The 15,244-nt window shown below is 65.5% G+C and carries 13 protein-coding genes and 2 pseudogenes; 7 read left to right on the top strand and 8 right to left on the bottom strand.

Translation table 11 applies throughout. The features are described 5' to 3' along the window. Positions 1-18: 18 nt before the first annotated feature. Both purU and WS62_RS35875 read right to left on the bottom strand, forming a co-directional pair. The gene (gene purU, locus WS62_RS04290; RefSeq protein ID WP_066568185.1) at positions 19-894 is read right to left on the bottom strand and encodes a formyltetrahydrofolate deformylase; all 876 of its coding nucleotides are present in this window, start codon (positions 892-894) and stop codon (positions 19-21) included. A 144-nt stretch (positions 895-1,038) separates the two neighbouring features. Then, positions 1,039-1,143 (bottom strand): annotated as a pseudogene (locus tag WS62_RS35875) (choline sulfate utilization transcriptional regulator); the annotation flags it as partial. Positions 1,144-1,231: 88 nt separating this feature from the next. Here WS62_RS35875 and WS62_RS04285 point away from each other — a divergent pair. After that, a pseudogene (locus tag WS62_RS04285) lies at positions 1,232-1,646 on the top strand (glycine betaine ABC transporter substrate-binding protein); the annotation flags it as partial. A gap of 226 nt (positions 1,647-1,872) precedes the next feature. Continuing rightward, positions 1,873-3,015 carry a porin gene (locus WS62_RS04280; RefSeq protein WP_066568183.1) on the top strand — a complete coding sequence of 381 codons (1,143 nt, stop codon included), beginning with the start codon at positions 1,873-1,875 and terminating at the stop codon, positions 3,013-3,015. A gap of 60 nt (positions 3,016-3,075) precedes the next feature. Here the strand turns inward: WS62_RS04280 and WS62_RS04275 are convergent, their stop codons facing one another. The 3 genes from WS62_RS04275 to WS62_RS04265 all read right to left on the bottom strand — a co-directional run bounded on the left by WS62_RS04275 (position 3,076) and on the right by WS62_RS04265 (position 7,528). Next, positions 3,076-4,302 (bottom strand): M28 family metallopeptidase, encoded by a 1,227-nt coding sequence (locus WS62_RS04275; protein WP_066568181.1) that lies wholly within the window; start codon positions 4,300-4,302, stop codon positions 3,076-3,078. Between the two features lie 104 nt (positions 4,303-4,406). Beyond that, a complete protein-coding gene (locus WS62_RS04270; protein ID WP_066568178.1) occupies positions 4,407-6,110 on the bottom strand; it encodes a PepSY domain-containing protein in 1,704 nt (567 codons plus the stop codon). A gap of 473 nt (positions 6,111-6,583) precedes the next feature. Then, positions 6,584-7,528 (bottom strand): GlxA family transcriptional regulator, encoded by a 945-nt coding sequence (locus tag WS62_RS04265; protein WP_066568176.1) that lies wholly within the window; start codon positions 7,526-7,528, stop codon positions 6,584-6,586. Between the two features lie 267 nt (positions 7,529-7,795). On the opposite strand from WS62_RS04265, the gene WS62_RS04260 reads away from it, so the two are divergent. The 5 genes from WS62_RS04260 (at position 7,796) to WS62_RS04240 (ending at position 12,309) form a co-directional block, all read left to right on the top strand. Continuing rightward, the gene (locus tag WS62_RS04260) at positions 7,796-8,746 is read left to right on the top strand and encodes a choline ABC transporter substrate-binding protein (protein WP_066568174.1); all 951 of its coding nucleotides are present in this window, start codon (positions 7,796-7,798) and stop codon (positions 8,744-8,746) included. Between the two features lie 73 nt (positions 8,747-8,819). Further along, positions 8,820-9,749 carry a 3-keto-5-aminohexanoate cleavage protein gene (locus tag WS62_RS04255; RefSeq protein WP_066568172.1) on the top strand — a complete coding sequence of 310 codons (930 nt, stop codon included), beginning with the start codon at positions 8,820-8,822 and terminating at the stop codon, positions 9,747-9,749. Between the two features lie 111 nt (positions 9,750-9,860). Further along, positions 9,861-10,826 (top strand): L-carnitine dehydrogenase, encoded by a 966-nt coding sequence (locus WS62_RS04250; RefSeq protein WP_066568169.1) that lies wholly within the window; start codon positions 9,861-9,863, stop codon positions 10,824-10,826. A 2-nt stretch (positions 10,827-10,828) separates the two neighbouring features. After that, the gene (locus WS62_RS04245; protein ID WP_066568234.1) at positions 10,829-11,326 is read left to right on the top strand and encodes a thioesterase family protein; all 498 of its coding nucleotides are present in this window, start codon (positions 10,829-10,831) and stop codon (positions 11,324-11,326) included. 35 nt (positions 11,327-11,361) lie between these two features. Beyond that, positions 11,362-12,309 (top strand): alpha/beta hydrolase, encoded by a 948-nt coding sequence (locus WS62_RS04240; RefSeq protein WP_066568167.1) that lies wholly within the window; start codon positions 11,362-11,364, stop codon positions 12,307-12,309. 565 nt (positions 12,310-12,874) lie between these two features. On the opposite strand, the gene WS62_RS04235 is transcribed toward WS62_RS04240, so the two are convergent. From WS62_RS04235 to WS62_RS04225, 3 genes are all read right to left on the bottom strand, one after another. Then, positions 12,875-13,186, bottom strand: coding sequence for a DUF4148 domain-containing protein (locus WS62_RS04235; RefSeq protein ID WP_066568165.1), 312 nt, complete (start codon positions 13,184-13,186; stop codon positions 12,875-12,877). Between the two features lie 231 nt (positions 13,187-13,417). Further along, positions 13,418-14,404, bottom strand: a complete 987-nt coding sequence (locus WS62_RS04230; protein WP_066568233.1) for an oxidoreductase — start codon at positions 14,402-14,404, stop codon at positions 13,418-13,420. Between the two features lie 240 nt (positions 14,405-14,644). Further along, a complete protein-coding gene (locus tag WS62_RS04225) occupies positions 14,645-14,935 on the bottom strand; it encodes a DUF3331 domain-containing protein (RefSeq protein ID WP_038752632.1) in 291 nt (96 codons plus the stop codon). Positions 14,936-15,244 lie beyond the last annotated feature (309 nt).

The following is a 15,244-nucleotide window of genomic DNA, read 5'->3' as shown; positions in this document are numbered from 1 at the left end:
CAGTGCGTGCTGCACTCGCTATTGGAAGACGACGGTCCGGTCGCCGTTCAGGAACACGCGGCGCTCGATGAACGCCTTCACCGCGCGCGCGAGCGTGATGCATTCGACGTCGCGGCCCACGGCGAGCAACTGCTCGGGCCGGTACGAGTGATCGACGCGCTCGACCACTTGCTCGATGATCGGGCCTTCGTCGAGATCGTCGGTGACGAAGTGCGCGGTCGCGCCGATCAGCTTCACGCCGCGCGCATGCGCCTGGTGGTATGGCTTCGCGCCCTTGAATCCCGGCAGGAACGAATGGTGGATGTTGATCGCGCGGTTCGCGAGCTTCGCGCTCGTTTCCGGCGACAGCACCTGCATGTAGCGCGCGAGGATCACGAGTTCGGCGTCGCTCGCCTCGAACATGTCGAGCCATTGCGCTTCCTGCCGCGCCTTCGTGTCGGCCGCGATCGGGAAATGCCGGAACGGCAGCCCGTGCTGTGCGGCGAGCGGTTCGAGATCCGCATGGTTCGACGCGATCCCGACGATGTCCATCTTCAGCTCGCCCATCTTCCAGCGGAACAGCAGATCGGCGAGGCAATGTTCGAGCTTCGACACCATGATCAGCACCTTCGGCCGCGCGGCGATGTCGTGGATCGCCCATTGCATGCCGAAGCGCCCGGCGATCGGCTCGAACTCGCGTCGCAGTGCGTCGAGGCGCAGCGAATCGACGGCGTCCGCCGCATGAAACACGCAGCGCACGAAGAAGCGCTCGCTGAGATCGTCGTCGAAGACGGTCAGCTCGTCGACGTAGCAGCGATGCCGGTCGAGCAGACCGACGACGGCGGCGACCTGGCCCGCCGCGCTCGGACATGACAGCGTCAGCACGAACTGATGGGGACGTTGGGGAACGGACATGTATTTCCTCTGGCTCGATGAGCGCCTGGCGCGCGACGCGGGTGCCGGGCGTCCGAGGCGATGCACAAGTTAATCAAGCCAGATCGGATGCGGATAGAACCGAATCGCCGCGCTGCTGGAATCGGCGCGCCAATGCGTGCGGCGTCACGCGCACGCGTCGAGCAGCCGGCGGCGGAACAGCGGCACGGCGCGCGCTTCCGGGCGCGCCGGCGGCCGAACGAGGTAGTAGCCGCGCGGCGTGACGACGGGCCCGATCCCGTCGACGGCCGCAGCCTCGCGCCGCATCTGCGCGGCGACGGCGGCCACGACGAGGCGTTCGGCGAATACCGGGCGGAAGGCGAACTGGGCGCTGGTCGAATCGCGCGAGACGGGGATGTTGACGCAGGTCGAGCGCGCGGTGCGCGACCTGCAATGGATCGTGTTCCTCGGCTGGGAGCCACATCTGACAAATACGAAGTTCCATCTCGTCTACCTGTCGGGCGGCGACGCATACTTCGGACCGAACTACGGCGGCGGATTTCTCGAGCCGGTGCGCGAATCTCGCGCGCTTGTTCCGGCAGATGACGTTCACGGTCGATCTGGAAAACCAAATGATCGCCGGGATGCTGCAGGAAAAGCGGTCCGCTGTGGATGCCGCGCAACGCGCGCTGCGCGCGCACCCGTCGCTCGTCGGCGCGTGGCTCGGCGGCGTGACCACAGCGAGCGGCGCGCCAGGCTTGCCTGCCATGCGTGCCGCGCTCGATGCGCGGTGATCATGGCCCTCCGCATTTACCCCAACGGTCGCATCGTGACCATTCGACGTCGCCTAGAGACGGGTAGGGCGAAAAATGGGTTTGTATTTTTCGCCAACGGCATCCGATTGTGCGCGTGATGCGCAACGGCCGTCGGAGTGGTGCGTCGTTTCAGAAATAGTTGTGGATTCGCGTGGGCAAGGCGGGAATCCATTTTCTCTCGAACAGGCAGGGTGGGGTGTCGACAATGACGAAATCGAATGTGGCCGTGATGAGCGCAATGGCGCTTGCGATCGGAATCGCGCCGGGCGCAAGCCGCGCGCAGAGCAGCGTGACGCTGTACGGGATTCTCGACGCCGGGATTACGTATGTCAGCAATACGGGCGGCTCGCACGTCTTCAAGTTCGACGACGGCGTGTCGTATGGGAACCGCATCGGCTTCAAGGGCACCGAGGATCTCGGCGGCGGCCTGAAGGCGGTTTTCGTGCTCGAGAGCGGTTTCAGGCTCGGCAACGGCCAGCTCGGTTTCGGCGGCGCGGAGTTTGGCCGCCAGGCTTACGTCGGATTGCAAAACAACTGGGGGACGCTGTCGTTCGGCAATCAGCTCGACATGACGGAGGAGATGGTCTACCTGAACAACATCTCCGCGTGGGCAAGCGGCTACGCGATCCACCAGGGCGACTTCGACCGCTTCAACGGCGACCGCTTGCCGAACTCGGTGAAGTTCCTGTCGAACGATTTCAGCGGCTTCAAGTTCGGCGCGATGTATTCGTTCGGCAACGTCGCGGGCAACTTCCACCGCAACAGCGCATGGAGCGCGGGCGCGAACTACACGCAGGGCAATCTGTCGGTGGGCGCCGCGTACACGCAACTGAACAACCCGTCCGGCATCTATGCGTTCGATCCATACGCGATGATCGGCACGAAAACCTTCCTCGGCCAGCCGACCGTCAGCGTCGACCCGGCCACCGGCAAGGTCACCGATCTGTTCGCGAATTCGCCGATGAACATCGACAGCCAGGGCACATTCGGCGTCGGCGGCAGCTACACGCTCGACAAGCTGACGCTGTCCGGCAATTTCACGTACTCGACGATCAAGGGCTTCGGCAACACGTCGCACATGCAAGTCTACGAAGGCGGCGGCTCGTACCAGTTCACGCCGGCACTCAGCCTGGTCGCGGGCTATCAGCACACGCGCTTCGAAGGCCATCACTGGAATCAGGGTTCGGCCGGCGTGCACTACCTGCTGTCGAAGCGCACGGACGTCTATATCTCGGGCGACTATCTGCGCGCGTCGAACGGCGTCGACGCGGTGATCGGCTACAGCTTCACGCCCTCGTCGACTCAGACGCAGGCCGACGTCCGCATCGGGATGCGGCATTCGTTCTGACACGTCGCGATGCTCGGCAACCCGGGAGCGGCGCGTCTTGCGCGCCGCTCCCGATGTCGCTTACCGCTTCGCGGACGCGCTCAGCCCGCCGCCCATCTCCGCCGCATACGCGAGCGCGAGCTTGCCGAACTTCAGCGCATGATTGCCTTGCTGATCCGATCGCTCGAGCGTGTCGTACGCGGAGTGGATGTACGGATTGTCGTGCTGATCCGCTTCGAACGGGAACGACGCCGGATAGCCTTGCGCATTCCACGATGCATGATCGGAGCACGCATAGCCGCATTGCGACGTACCGACCGCAAGCTCGGGAAGATAGGCCTTCGCGAGATTCGCGAGGTACGTGTTCTGCGTCGAATTCGTGTAGTCGGTGATCAGGTAGATGTCCTTCGGATCGCCCTTGTAGTTCGTCATGTCGAGCTGGAACGCACCGACCACGTTTACATTCTGCGCCCTGAACTGCCTCGCGATCGCCTGCGAGCCGAGCAGGCCCGCTTCCTCCGCTGCGTAGCCGATGAATTTCAGCGTGCGCTTCGGCTGATAGCCGTTTGCGAGCAGGACGCGCAGCGCTTCGGTGAGGCTCGCGATGCCCGATGCGTCGTCGTCGGCGCCCGGCGCACGCGTGTTTTCGCTCATGCGGCCCACGGTCGAATCGAGATGCCCGCCGATCACGACGACGCCCGCACTCGGATCGCTGCCCTTGATCGTCAGGATCACCGACTTCTGCGGCCAGCCGGTATGCGTGAACGGCTCGACTGTCACGTCGGTGCGCGAGCCGGCGAGCTGTTTCCATTGCTGCGCGAGCCAGTCGGATGCCGCGACGCCGTGCGACGTCGTGTAATAGCGGTTGGTGAAGCCGGACATCGACACGATCGTGCTGACGATGTTGCTCGCCTGAAGCTGCGAGATCCAGTTGCGGATCTGCTGCGAGTTGGTGATCGGGTAGTCGATCGCGGCCGCCTGCCTGGCGGTGCCCGGCTGCAGTGACGCGCGCGCTTCGTCGTAGGTCGCGTGGACGAAGAAGCCGGGACCGTGGCCGCGCGCGCGGCGTATCGTCTGCGACAACGATTCGAGCAGCGAATCGTCGACTTGCGCGACGTGGATGGTCTCGGTGCGCGCGGCGTCTCCCGTCGGGACGGCCGTGCTGTAGCGGCTCGTCGCGGCAGGATCGATCAGACGCAGTTCGTGGAATGCGGGATCGGCGAGCGTGATCCACACCGGCGCGGCATGGGCGGCCGAGACGCACAGGGCGCCGCACAGCGCGGCGGCGACGTGTTGGAGCTTGGACATGTTCGATCTCCTCGGGTGAGGGAGATGCAGTCGTGGGGAGGGGCGCGCAGCAGATCGTGCCGCACGCCCAGCGTACGTTGTTGCTTACGTCTTCTTTATACGGGTTACAGCTTCTGCGGCACGGTCACGCCGTACGTGCAGCTCTTGTTGTACGCGTCGCCGATCGCATTGAGCTGCGCGCTGCTGTAGCCGAGCGCGGCCGCCGCGGTCAGCACCGCCTGAGCCGCGGCTTTCTGGTTCGTCGAGCCGTTGGTCATCGACAGTCCTTTCAGGAACGCCTTGTCCATCGCCGCGCCGCCGATCGCATCGCGCGCGACCATGTTGCACGACGCCCAGTACTGGCCGGCCGTGTGGATCGCGGAATTGCGGACCTGCGAGTAGGTGCGGCCGACGTTGTAGTTCGTCACGCGGCCGGGCCAGAACTCGTTGTGGCCGTCCCAGTTGAAGACCCAGTGATACTGCGCGTCGGACGGGCTCCATTGATTGAAGTCGCGGCTGTAAGCGGCCGCGAGGTAATCGCCGGTGCCTTCGGACAGGCCTTCGACCTGTGAGAGCCCGCCGTTCGTGATCCAGTCGTGGATGCCGTGGCCGAGCTCATGAATCACGACGTCTGCGTCCTCCGCGTCGTCGACGCCGCCCTGGCCGAACGAAAGCCGGCCGGAGCCCGACGAGTACGACGAGTTGTCGGCGCCGGATTCGCCGTGCGGATCGTACTGGACGCCGCCCGAGTACTGATACGGCAGCGCCTTGATGCCGAGCGTCAGGTTCACGTAGCGCAGGAACGTATCGATGTGGTAATACGCGTTGACCGCCTCGAAGTACAGGTTCGAGCGCGTGAAGTCGAAGGTTGTCGATGACTGCACCGGGCACGCGTTGTCGAACGGCGCGTCGAAATCGACGCACGACGCATACGGGCCGGAGAGCTTGTAGCCGCCGCTCGTTTGCGTCAGATCCTTGAGCGTCACGCGCACGCGCGCGGCGGTCAGTTGCGGCGAGTCGGCGTCGTTGTTGTCCTTGAAGCCGGTGCTGCCGTAGCTGCTTTTGGTCGACGACAGCGGATCCGGCAGGAACACGAGCCCGCTTCCGTCCGTTGCATAGGAGGCCTTGTCTTCGGCGCGCAGCACTTCGCCGCTGTTCGCGTCGATGATCAGCTCCCAGTCGCCGCGCAGGCTGTCCTGCGGCTTGCCGCGCACTTTCCACGCGGTATGCGTGCCCGAGCCGTCGACGAACGCGACGAGCTGCGATTGCACGCTCGCGAGGCTGCTCACGCCGAGGTACGCGCGCGCACGGTCGAGCGCCTGCTGCTCGTCGACCGCCTGCGCCTTGCTCGATACGGCCGCGACGCCGCTCACCGCCTTGCTCGCGACGTACAGCACGCGGCCGTCCGGCGCGACCGTGACCGCGATGTCGCTGTCGTAGACCGGCAGCCCCGCCGCGCGCTGCTGGAAGCGGACGACGGTGAAGTCGGCGTCGGCGCGCTCGGCCGCGACGACGAGATTCGCGAGCGCGGACTTGTCGAGGCCGAGCTGCGCGGCGCGCGTGGCGATGAATTCGCGTGCCATCGTCGCCGCGTCGGCCTTCTTCGCGTGGAACGCCGGGCTCGCCAGCGTGACCGCGACGGCGCCAGGGCGGAATTGGCCAGTCTTGCCGGCCTTCTCCACGGGCGGCACGACGCCGCGCGTGAGACTCGCGCGCCGGCTTTCCTCTTGCGGATTCGGCGCCTTCGAATCGGCCCACGCGGGCAGCGCGGCGCCGATGCCGATGGCCAGGCTCAGTGCGAACGGCAACGCTTTACGGGATGTCTGCATGTTTTGTCCTCGTCATCAAAGGTTGGGGTAACAAACGAAACCACGGGAAACGCAGGGACGACCCGATCCATGCGTCGGCCTCGACGAGCCGATGCAAACGGACGGAGCTACAGCAGATGCGGCGCGGTGCCGCGAGAAATCAGCGCGCGCGAAGCGTGCGGGGTGGAGGGACGGGGAACCGCCAGAGAACGGCGGGCGAAGCAAACGGCAAGCGCTGCGATGGCTGAATGAGCATCGTCATTACAAACCCCTCGGAATAAATATTTGGAATGCTGCTCTTCTATTCGGCAAACAAACGGTCACACGGGAATTTCACGTCGTTAGTCTGCCTATCTATTTTTAGAACATGTTACAGAATATTTTCAATCTTATTTCTAACTATTTTCGAGGGCCGGTTCGATAGGCGAAAACAGTAAGGCGGCGCACGATTTCGCGCTGCCGCAATCGCCCCTATGCGCAGCATGGTGTTTGGCTCAGCGCAGCGCGTGCCGGTCGTTTCTCGGACTTATGCCGAATTGCGCGCGATAAGTGCGGGAAAAATGCGAGGGCGATTCGAAGCCGCAAGCCGCGCATATGGCGGCGACCGTCATATCGGTCTGCTGAAGAAGCTCGCGTGCGCGATCGAGCCGCAGACGCAAATAGAAACGCGTCGGCGTATCGTCCAGGATCGAGCTGAACAGCCGCTCGAGCTGGCGGCGCGTGACGCCGACTTCCTGTGCGAGCGTGTCGGACGGCAGCGGGCTTTCCATGTGATGCTCCATCGTCCCGATCACCTGGATCAGCTTGCGGTTGTGCACGCCGTAGCGCGCGGCGATCTCGAGGCGCTGTCGATCGGAGCGCTGGCGGATCCGGCTCAGCACGAACTGCTCGGAGATCGTCGCGGCGAGATCGGGGCCATGCCGGCGGCCGATCAGGTCGAGCATCATGTCGATCGACGCGGTGCCGCCCGCGCAGGTGATGCGCCGTTCGTCGATCTCGAACAGCTCTTGCGTCGTCTTCAGGTGCGCATAGCGCTCCTGGAACGCAGCGAGCGCTTCCCAGTGCAGCGTCAGCGCATGGGACGCATCGAAGAGCCCCGCCTCCGCGAGCACGAAACTGCCGGTGTCGATGCCGCCGAGCGTCGCGCCGCGCCGATACTCGCGTTTCAGCCAGTCGCCGAGCGCGCGCGTGTAGCACGCGAGCGGATCGAAGCCCGCGATCACGAAGATCGTGTGCGCGTGCTCGACCTGCGCGAACGCGGCGTCCACGTTCAGCGAAATGCCGTTGCTCGCGACGACGGGCGCGCCGTCGCCGCTGACGATGCGCCAGCGGTACAGACTCGGCCTGAAGCGGTTCGCGACGCGCAGCGGCTCGACCGCCGACATGAAACCGAGCGCGGAGAAACCGGGCATCAGCAGGAAATGGAACGCTTCTGGCATGGGCGCACGTGCTTCGGAACCGATCGGCCGAGCGTAGCAAGCAAGACGCAAGCAGGCAAGCCGCCTCGCGCGCTGTATGTCGGAAAAGCCCCGTCATGCCTGGCAGTTCGTCCATCTAATGGTTTTTACGCATAGTCGCAAACAGGCAAGAAAAGGTCGCCGTCGGTCGCTTTGCCGCGAATATGGCCCGTTACCTTTGAGCCCACGGCGCAGGCTCCGTCGGCCCCTTGAAATCGCCTGCGCAATTCGTCGAACAGGGAGGCAACCATGAAGTCCATCACGACATTCGTATTCGGCGCGGTGCTCGCCGCAGCATGCGCGCTGCCGCTGCCGTCTTTCGCGCAGGACTCGGCCGCATGCCGCAACGTGCGCTTCGCGGACATCGGCTGGACCGACATCACGTCGACGACGGCGCTCGCGTCGCTGCTGTTCGACGGTCTCGGCTACAAGCCGACGACGACGATCTCGTCCGTGCCGATTTCGTTCGCCGGACTGAAGAACAAGCAACTCGACATATCGCTCGGCTACTGGTGGCCGGTGCAGCAACATCAGCTTCAGCCGTTCCTCGATTCGAAATCAATCTCGGTCGTCGAGCCGCCGAACCTGTCCGGCGCGAAGGCAACGCTTGCGGTGCCGGGCTATGTGTACCAGGCCGGACTGAAATCGTTCGACGACATCGCGAAGCATCGCGCCGAGCTCGACGGCAAGATCTACGGGATCGAGCCTGGCAGCAGCGCGAACGCGACGATCCAGAAGATGATCGACACGAACCAGTACGGGCTCGGCGGCTTCAAGCTCGTCGAATCGAGCGAGGCAGGGATGCTCGTCACGGTGGAGCGCGCGATCCGCGACAAGAAGTGGGTCGTGTTCCTCGGCTGGGAGCCGCATCCGATGAACATCCAGGTCGGCATGAACTATCTGTCGGGCGGCGACGCGTCGTTCGGTCCGAACTACGGCGAAGCGCGCGTGTACACGCTGACGGCGCCCGACTACATGACGCGTTGTCCGAACGCGGGCAAGCTCGTCGGCAATCTGCGCTTCACGACGCAATTGGAAAACCAGCTGATGCAGGCTGTGATGAACAAGGTGAGGCCGACGGAAGCCGCGAAGGCGTACATCAAGAAGAATCCGCAGGTGCTCGACGCATGGCTCACCGGCGTGAAGACCTACGACGGCAAGGATGGCCTGTCCGCGGTGAAGGCTTATCTGGGACTCTGAAACTCTGAACCGGGCGTGCCGGCCGCGACATCCGGACGGCAATGCTCATCCGAATCTGAACGAGGCGACAGCGATGAATCAAGAAGTCATTGTGACGTGTGCGGTGACGGGCGCGGGCGATACGCTCGGCAAGCATCCGGCGATACCGGTCACGCCGAAGCAGATCGCCGACGCGGCGATCGAGGCCGCGAAGGCGGGCGCGACGGTCGCGCACTGCCACGTGCGCGATCCGCTGACGGGCCGCGGCAGCCGCGATCCGAGTCTGTATCGCGAAGTGGTGGATCGCATCCGCTCGGCCGACGTCGACGTCATCATCAATCTGACGGCCGGCATGGGGGGCGATCTCGAGATCGGCGCGGGCGAGGACCCGATGCGCTTCGGCAAGGGCACGGACCTCGTCGGCGGCTTGACGCGGCTCGTGCATGTCGAGGAACTGCTGCCCGAGATCTGCACGCTCGATTGCGGCACGCTGAATTTCGGCGACGGCGACTACATCTACGTGTCGACGCCCGCGCAGCTTCGCGCGGGTGCGAAGCGGATCCAGGCGCTCGGTGTGAAGCCCGAGCTCGAGATCTTCGACACGGGCCATCTGTGGTTCGCGAAGCAGTTGCTGAAGGAAGGACTCCTCGACGATCCGCCGCTCTTCCAGCTTTGCCTCGGCATCCCGTGGGGCGCGCCCGCCGACACCGGCACGATGAAGGCGATGGTCGACAATCTGCCGCCCGGCGCGCACTGGGCGGGCTTCGGGATCGGCCGGATGCAGATGCCGATGGTCGCGCAGGCGATGCTGCTCGGCGGCCACGTGCGGGTCGGCCTCGAAGACAACCTGTGGCTCGACCGCGGCGTGCACGCGACGAACGGCTCGCTCGTCGAGCGCGCGAGGGAGATCGTCGAGCGCCTGGGCGGACGCGTGCTGGCGCCCGCCGAAGGGCGCCGCAAGCTTGGCTTGCCGCCGCGCGGCGAGCGTCTGCTCGAACGGCGCGCGGTTGCCGAATACGCGTAACGCGCGAGCGCGTCGCAATACGGCGCAACGTAGCGGAACGGCCAGGCGCGCACATGCGTTGCGCCGAGCCTGCCCTTTCGCGTCATCTTCTCGTTCAAGGATCGAAGGTTCATGGCTGTCATCACCGAAATCAACACGTTCGCGGCGCTCGGCGCAGGCGTCATCGGCAGCGGCTGGGTCGCGCGCGCGCTCGCGAACGGACTCGACGTCGTCGCGTGGGACCCCGCCTTCGGCGCGGAAAAGCAATTGCGCGCGAACGTCGAGAACGCGTGGCCCGCGCTCGAGCGCGTCGGACTGGCGCCCGGCGCGTCGCCCGAGCGGCTGCGTTTCGTCTCGACGATCGATGCGTGCGTCGCCGACGCGGACTTCATCCAGGAAAGCGCGCCCGAGCGCGAGGCGCTGAAGCTCGAACTGCACGATCAGATCAGCCGTGTGGCGAAGCCCGATGCGATCATCGCGTCGTCGACGTCCGGCCTGCTGCCGACGGATTTCTACGCGCGCGCGCATCGCCCCGAGCGCTGCGTCGTCGGGCATCCGTTCAACCCGGTCTACCTGCTGCCGCTCGTCGAAGTGCTGGGCGGCGCGCGTACCGCGCCCGAGACCGTCGACGCGGCGATCGGCGTCTATCGCGCGCTCGGCATGCGGCCGCTGAGGGTGCGCAAGGAGGTGCCGGGCTTCATCGCGGACCGCCTGCTCGAAGCGCTGTGGCGCGAGGCGCTGCATCTCGTCGACGAAGGCGTCGCGACGACAGGCGAGATCGACGACGCAATCCGGTTCGGCGCGGGAATCCGCTGGTCGTTCATGGGCACGTTCCTCACGTATACACTGGCGGGCGGCGACGCCGGCATGCGCCATTTCATGCAGCAGTTCGGCCCCGCGCTGGAGCTGCCGTGGACCAAGCTCGTCGCGCCGCAACTGACCGACGAGCTGATCGACCGTGTCGTCGAGGGTACCGCCGAGCAGCAAGGACAACGCAGCATCAAGGCGCTCGAGCGCTATCGGGACGCGTGCATCACCGAAGTGATCGCGGCGATCGCCGCGGTGAAAGCGCGCCACGGAATGCGCTACGAGGAATGACGATGATGACGGCCGCGACGCAAGCGACGGAACTGACGATCCACCGCGACGCGGTTCGCGCGGATTGGGTCGATTACAACGGGCATCTGCGCGATGCGTTCTATCTGCTGATCTTCAGCTTCGCGACCGATGCGCTGCTCGACGCGATCGGTCTCGACGACGCGGCGCGCCAAGCGCGCGGCCGCTCCGTCTACACGCTCGAGGCGCACGTCAACTATTTGTACGAGATCAAGGAGGGGGCGCGCGTGCGGGTCGATGCGCGCGTGCTCGCGCACGATGCGAAGCGGCTGCATCTGTATCTCGAGATGTTCGCGGAAGGGATCGATGGCGCGGTGTCGGCGAGCGAGCAGATGCTGCTGCATGTCGACACGAGCGGACCGAACGCGGCGCCGTTCGACGCCGACGTCGCCGGGCGGATCGCGAATCTGCATGCGCTGCAGCGCGCGTATCCCGCGCCCGCCTATGCGGGACGCGTGATCGGCCTGCCCGCGCGCCGCTGACGCGCGGCGAGCCGACAAGCCCGGCGACGCGCGCGATGCTGGAACCGGAAATCGAAGCGTTCGTCGCGCGCGTCGCCGCGTGGTATCCGGATGACGCCGCGTCGCGCCCGATCGCGGAGCAGCGCGCGCGTTACGAGCGGTTCGCCGCGGCGTGGACGCTCGCATTGCCGGCGGATGTCGATACGACCGACGCGCGCTTCGTCGCGTCCGACGGCCGCCCGATCGGCTTGCGGCGCTACCGATGGCGGCGATCCGATGTGCGCGGGACGGTTCTGTTCTTTCATGGCGGCGGCTTCGTCGTCGGTTCGCTCGACAGCCACGCGCTCGTCACGGCCCGGATCGCGGCGGACACGGGGCTCGACGTGATCGCCGTCGACTATCGGCTCGCGCCCGAACATCCTGCGCCGGCCGCGTTCGACGATTGCCTGGAGATCGCCATCGCGGCGCTCGACGGCCGGCTGCCGTTCGATTCGTTCGCGCTGCCGCTTCGGCTTGCCGGCGACAGTGCGGGCGGCATGCTTGCGGCGTCGGTGGTTTCGGCGCTGCGCGACGGCGGATTGGGTGGCGGCGGTGGCGCGGGCGGCGGCGTTTGCGCGGTCGCGCTCGTCTATCCGATGCTCGGTTTCGAGCCGCAATCGCCCGCACGCGAGACGCAGGCGCACGCGCCGATGCTCACGCTCGCCGACGTCCACGCGTACCGCCGCCTTTACTGGGGCGATGCCGGGCCGCCACACGGCACGGTGCCGCTCGACGCGAACGGTTTCGACCGCTTGCCGCCCGTGCTGGCAGTCGGCGCCGAGCACGATCCGCTGCGCGACGATGCGCGCGTCTATGTCGAGCGCGTCCGGTCGGCGGGCGGCACGGCGCGCTTCTGGCTCGGCGACGGGCTCGTTCACGGCTGCTGGCGCGCGCTCGACACGAGTCCGCAGGCCGCGCGAATGCATCGGATCGTCTGCGATTTCCTGCTTGAGCCGGGTGAGTGACACACGATGCGTGAGAAGCGCGGTAGATGCCGAACGCGTGGCGCAGTACGGGCGGGGCTGGGGAGACCGCCTTTCCGTCGCAATGGAAAGACCGCGAGCAAAGCGAATGCGCAGCGTGCCGCTCGACACGCAGACGCGCACCTGCCGACGTGGCAATGACGACACGAATCGATAAACGCGCCTCTACCGGGGGGCGTGATCGGAATTCGGACGAGTGTTTGAAACTGCGTGCGCGCAGCGCGACGCGATGGGAAGCGGTTGCGTCAATGTTCGATACGGCCGGTGAATGCAACGCGTACGGCGAGCCGCTAAAAAAATCGATCCTTACATATTTTGTAATGATCGATTTTATTCCCACTCGTGGAATCCGCCGCGATGGCGGACTTGCGCCCCCAGCCGAAAAAGCGCCCAGGCGCCAGGCGCCCAGGCTAAGCCTCTCCAAATGGAGCGGCGGAGGTTAGGGGCCCGAATGGGGGCGACGATGAGCCGGAACGACCGGCTTGTCGATGCGATTCAGATCGCGCGGCGGCCGGATCGGGCATGGCCGCGCGGTCTGTCGACTGCTTTACTGACCGAAGTAGATCGAGTCGCGCGGCGAGCGGGAAGCCGCAGCCGCCGGAGCGCCGACGTGCGCGACAGGCGCGGCTTGCGCACCGTAGCCGCTCGTGTCGGCGGCGCCTTGCGCGCGCGCTTCGGCGGCCTGGATGTCTTCCGGATAGTACGGGCTCGACAGGCCCGGGTGATAGCCGGCCTTCTCGAGCTGGACCAGTTCCGCGCGCACTTGCGCACGGGTCAGCGACTGGTTGGATTGCGCGAACGCACCGAACGAAGCGGTAAGCGCGGAAGCGGCGACGACAGCATAAACGAGCGATTTCATGAGAACCTCCGAGTGTTTTATTGACTTCGCTTTCGACACCATGTCTTAAGCGATTGGTTACATCGTAGTCTTCGGGGTTATACGGGTAAACGCTGGCTTTAGCGAAATATCTTTTCAAAAAATGAAAAAATCCCGGCGGCAAGCGGCGGGATGTCGCGGCGATAAAAAAAGCCGCCCACTCGCTGCGGGCTGCAGCGGGCGAGGCGGCGAGCTTGGGCTTGGCGAAATGCTTCAGAGCGCGCGGAACGTCGCGTCGTAGCGCGATGGGCCGCGGCGCGAGCCGGGCGACGGCGTGTCGAGATAGCGCACGCCGGTCAGTTGTTCGGATTTCTCCCACAGGCGGGCGCCCACCTGCACATCGCGCGCCTGGTGCGGGATGCGCGCATCGGCCGGATAGCCGCGCGTCTCGCACAGGCGTGCGGGGCCGATGTACGCGCCGCCCTCGACATCGGCCGTCGTCGCCGCATGGATCGCGGGCAGCGCGCCGACCTCGGCCGGCTGCGCGACGAAGCGGTTCGACAGGCGCATCGCGAACGAGCCGAACGGCGAGTTTTCCATCGTCGGACCGGCGAATTGCAGGTTGGTGGCCGCGTAGCCCGGATGCGCGGCGACGCTCAGGATCGACAGTCCCGCGAGATCGAAGCGGCGCTGCAGTTCGAGCGTGAACATCAGGTTGGCGAGCTTGCTGTCGCAATACGCGCGGTACTTGTTGTAGCCGTGCTCGGCGAGCATGTTGTCGAGGCGGATCTTGCCGAGCCGGTTGAAGCCGCTCGACATCGTCACGACGCGCGCGCGGTGCGACGCGCGCAGCGCGGGCAGCAGCAGGCCCGTCAGCGCGAAGTGGCCGAGATGGTTCGTCCCCATCTGCATTTCGAAGCCGTCGCGCGTGTGGCGCAGCGGCAGGAACATCACGCCCGCGTTGTTGCAGAGGATGTCGACGCGGCCATGGCGATCGGTGACGGCATCGGCAAAACGGCAGACGGAGGCGAGATCGGCGAGATCGAGCGACTCGACCTCGATGCGCGCGCGCGGATAGCGGGTGCGGATCGTGTGTGCGGCCAGTTCGCCCTTCGCGGAATCCCGGCACCCCATCACCACCTGCGCGCCCTTGGCGGCGAGCGTTTCCGCGATTTGCCAGCCAAGGCCGCTGTTGGCTCCTGTGACGACTGCTACTTTTCCGCCTTGCGGCAGCACATGTTGCGCGCTCCATGCATGCATCTTCGTCTCCATCGGTGGCGCGCCGTGGGCGGCGCGTTCACGAGCCCGTTTTTTGCGTGAACGGACCCTAGATCCGGTGCATCGGAGCAGCGGCGTTGCCATCGTCCACGTCTCGCACACCGTTACATTGATTGATGTAACGGTAGTGACGCGAGCCGGCGAAAACAAGGGGCAAGCTAGAGACGCGGCTCTAACCGCACGTGGTGCGGCATCGGCCGCTTCGGCGGCGGGATCGCGGCGTTACTTGCCGCTCGCATGGCCGAGCACTTCGGCGGCGGAGATCATTGCGCCTGCGTTGGCGGGCGCCGGACGCTCGGCGGGGCGGAACACTTCGTCGCCGCGATGGATCACCTGGCGCGACAGTGCGCAGGTGCCGGTGCGCTGCGCGAAGCGGCGGCGCCAGCGTTGCTCGCCGTAGTGGCAGCGGCCGGGTTCGACCCAGCGGACGACGAGCAGCGTGTCGGAGCGTTCGAGGATTTCGACGTGAACGTCAGCGGGATCGAGCACAGGCTGGGATTTGGAGGACTTCATTTTTGCCGTTTCCTAAAGCTCGTGCGGTATCGGCCTAGGCAGTTATTGCAACTGCTTTCCGTCGATTCCGTAGCGATTTCCATTGGAGGGGTGCGCTAAATGTAAGCGCGCTCGCGCGGAAAAAACATCCTGTCTGGCTCAAATTACTTTTTGCCGATTTAGAAATAATCGATTTCCATTAGGGAAATTCTGCACAACTAGCCTTCGCGAGTGCTTGCCATGAATCGTCGAGGCAGCGAGCATGTAGCCCATGAAACAAACTGACCTTGGACTGAACTTGTCGACGAAGCGCACGCGCAAGCGGGAATT

This window comes from Burkholderia sp. ABCPW 14, from assembly GCF_001523835.1.
GTDB classification, from domain to species: Bacteria; Pseudomonadota; Gammaproteobacteria; order Burkholderiales; family Burkholderiaceae; genus Burkholderia; species Burkholderia mayonis.
Note: the sequence above shows the minus strand (reverse complement) of the source record. Positions and strands in the feature narration are given on the sequence as shown.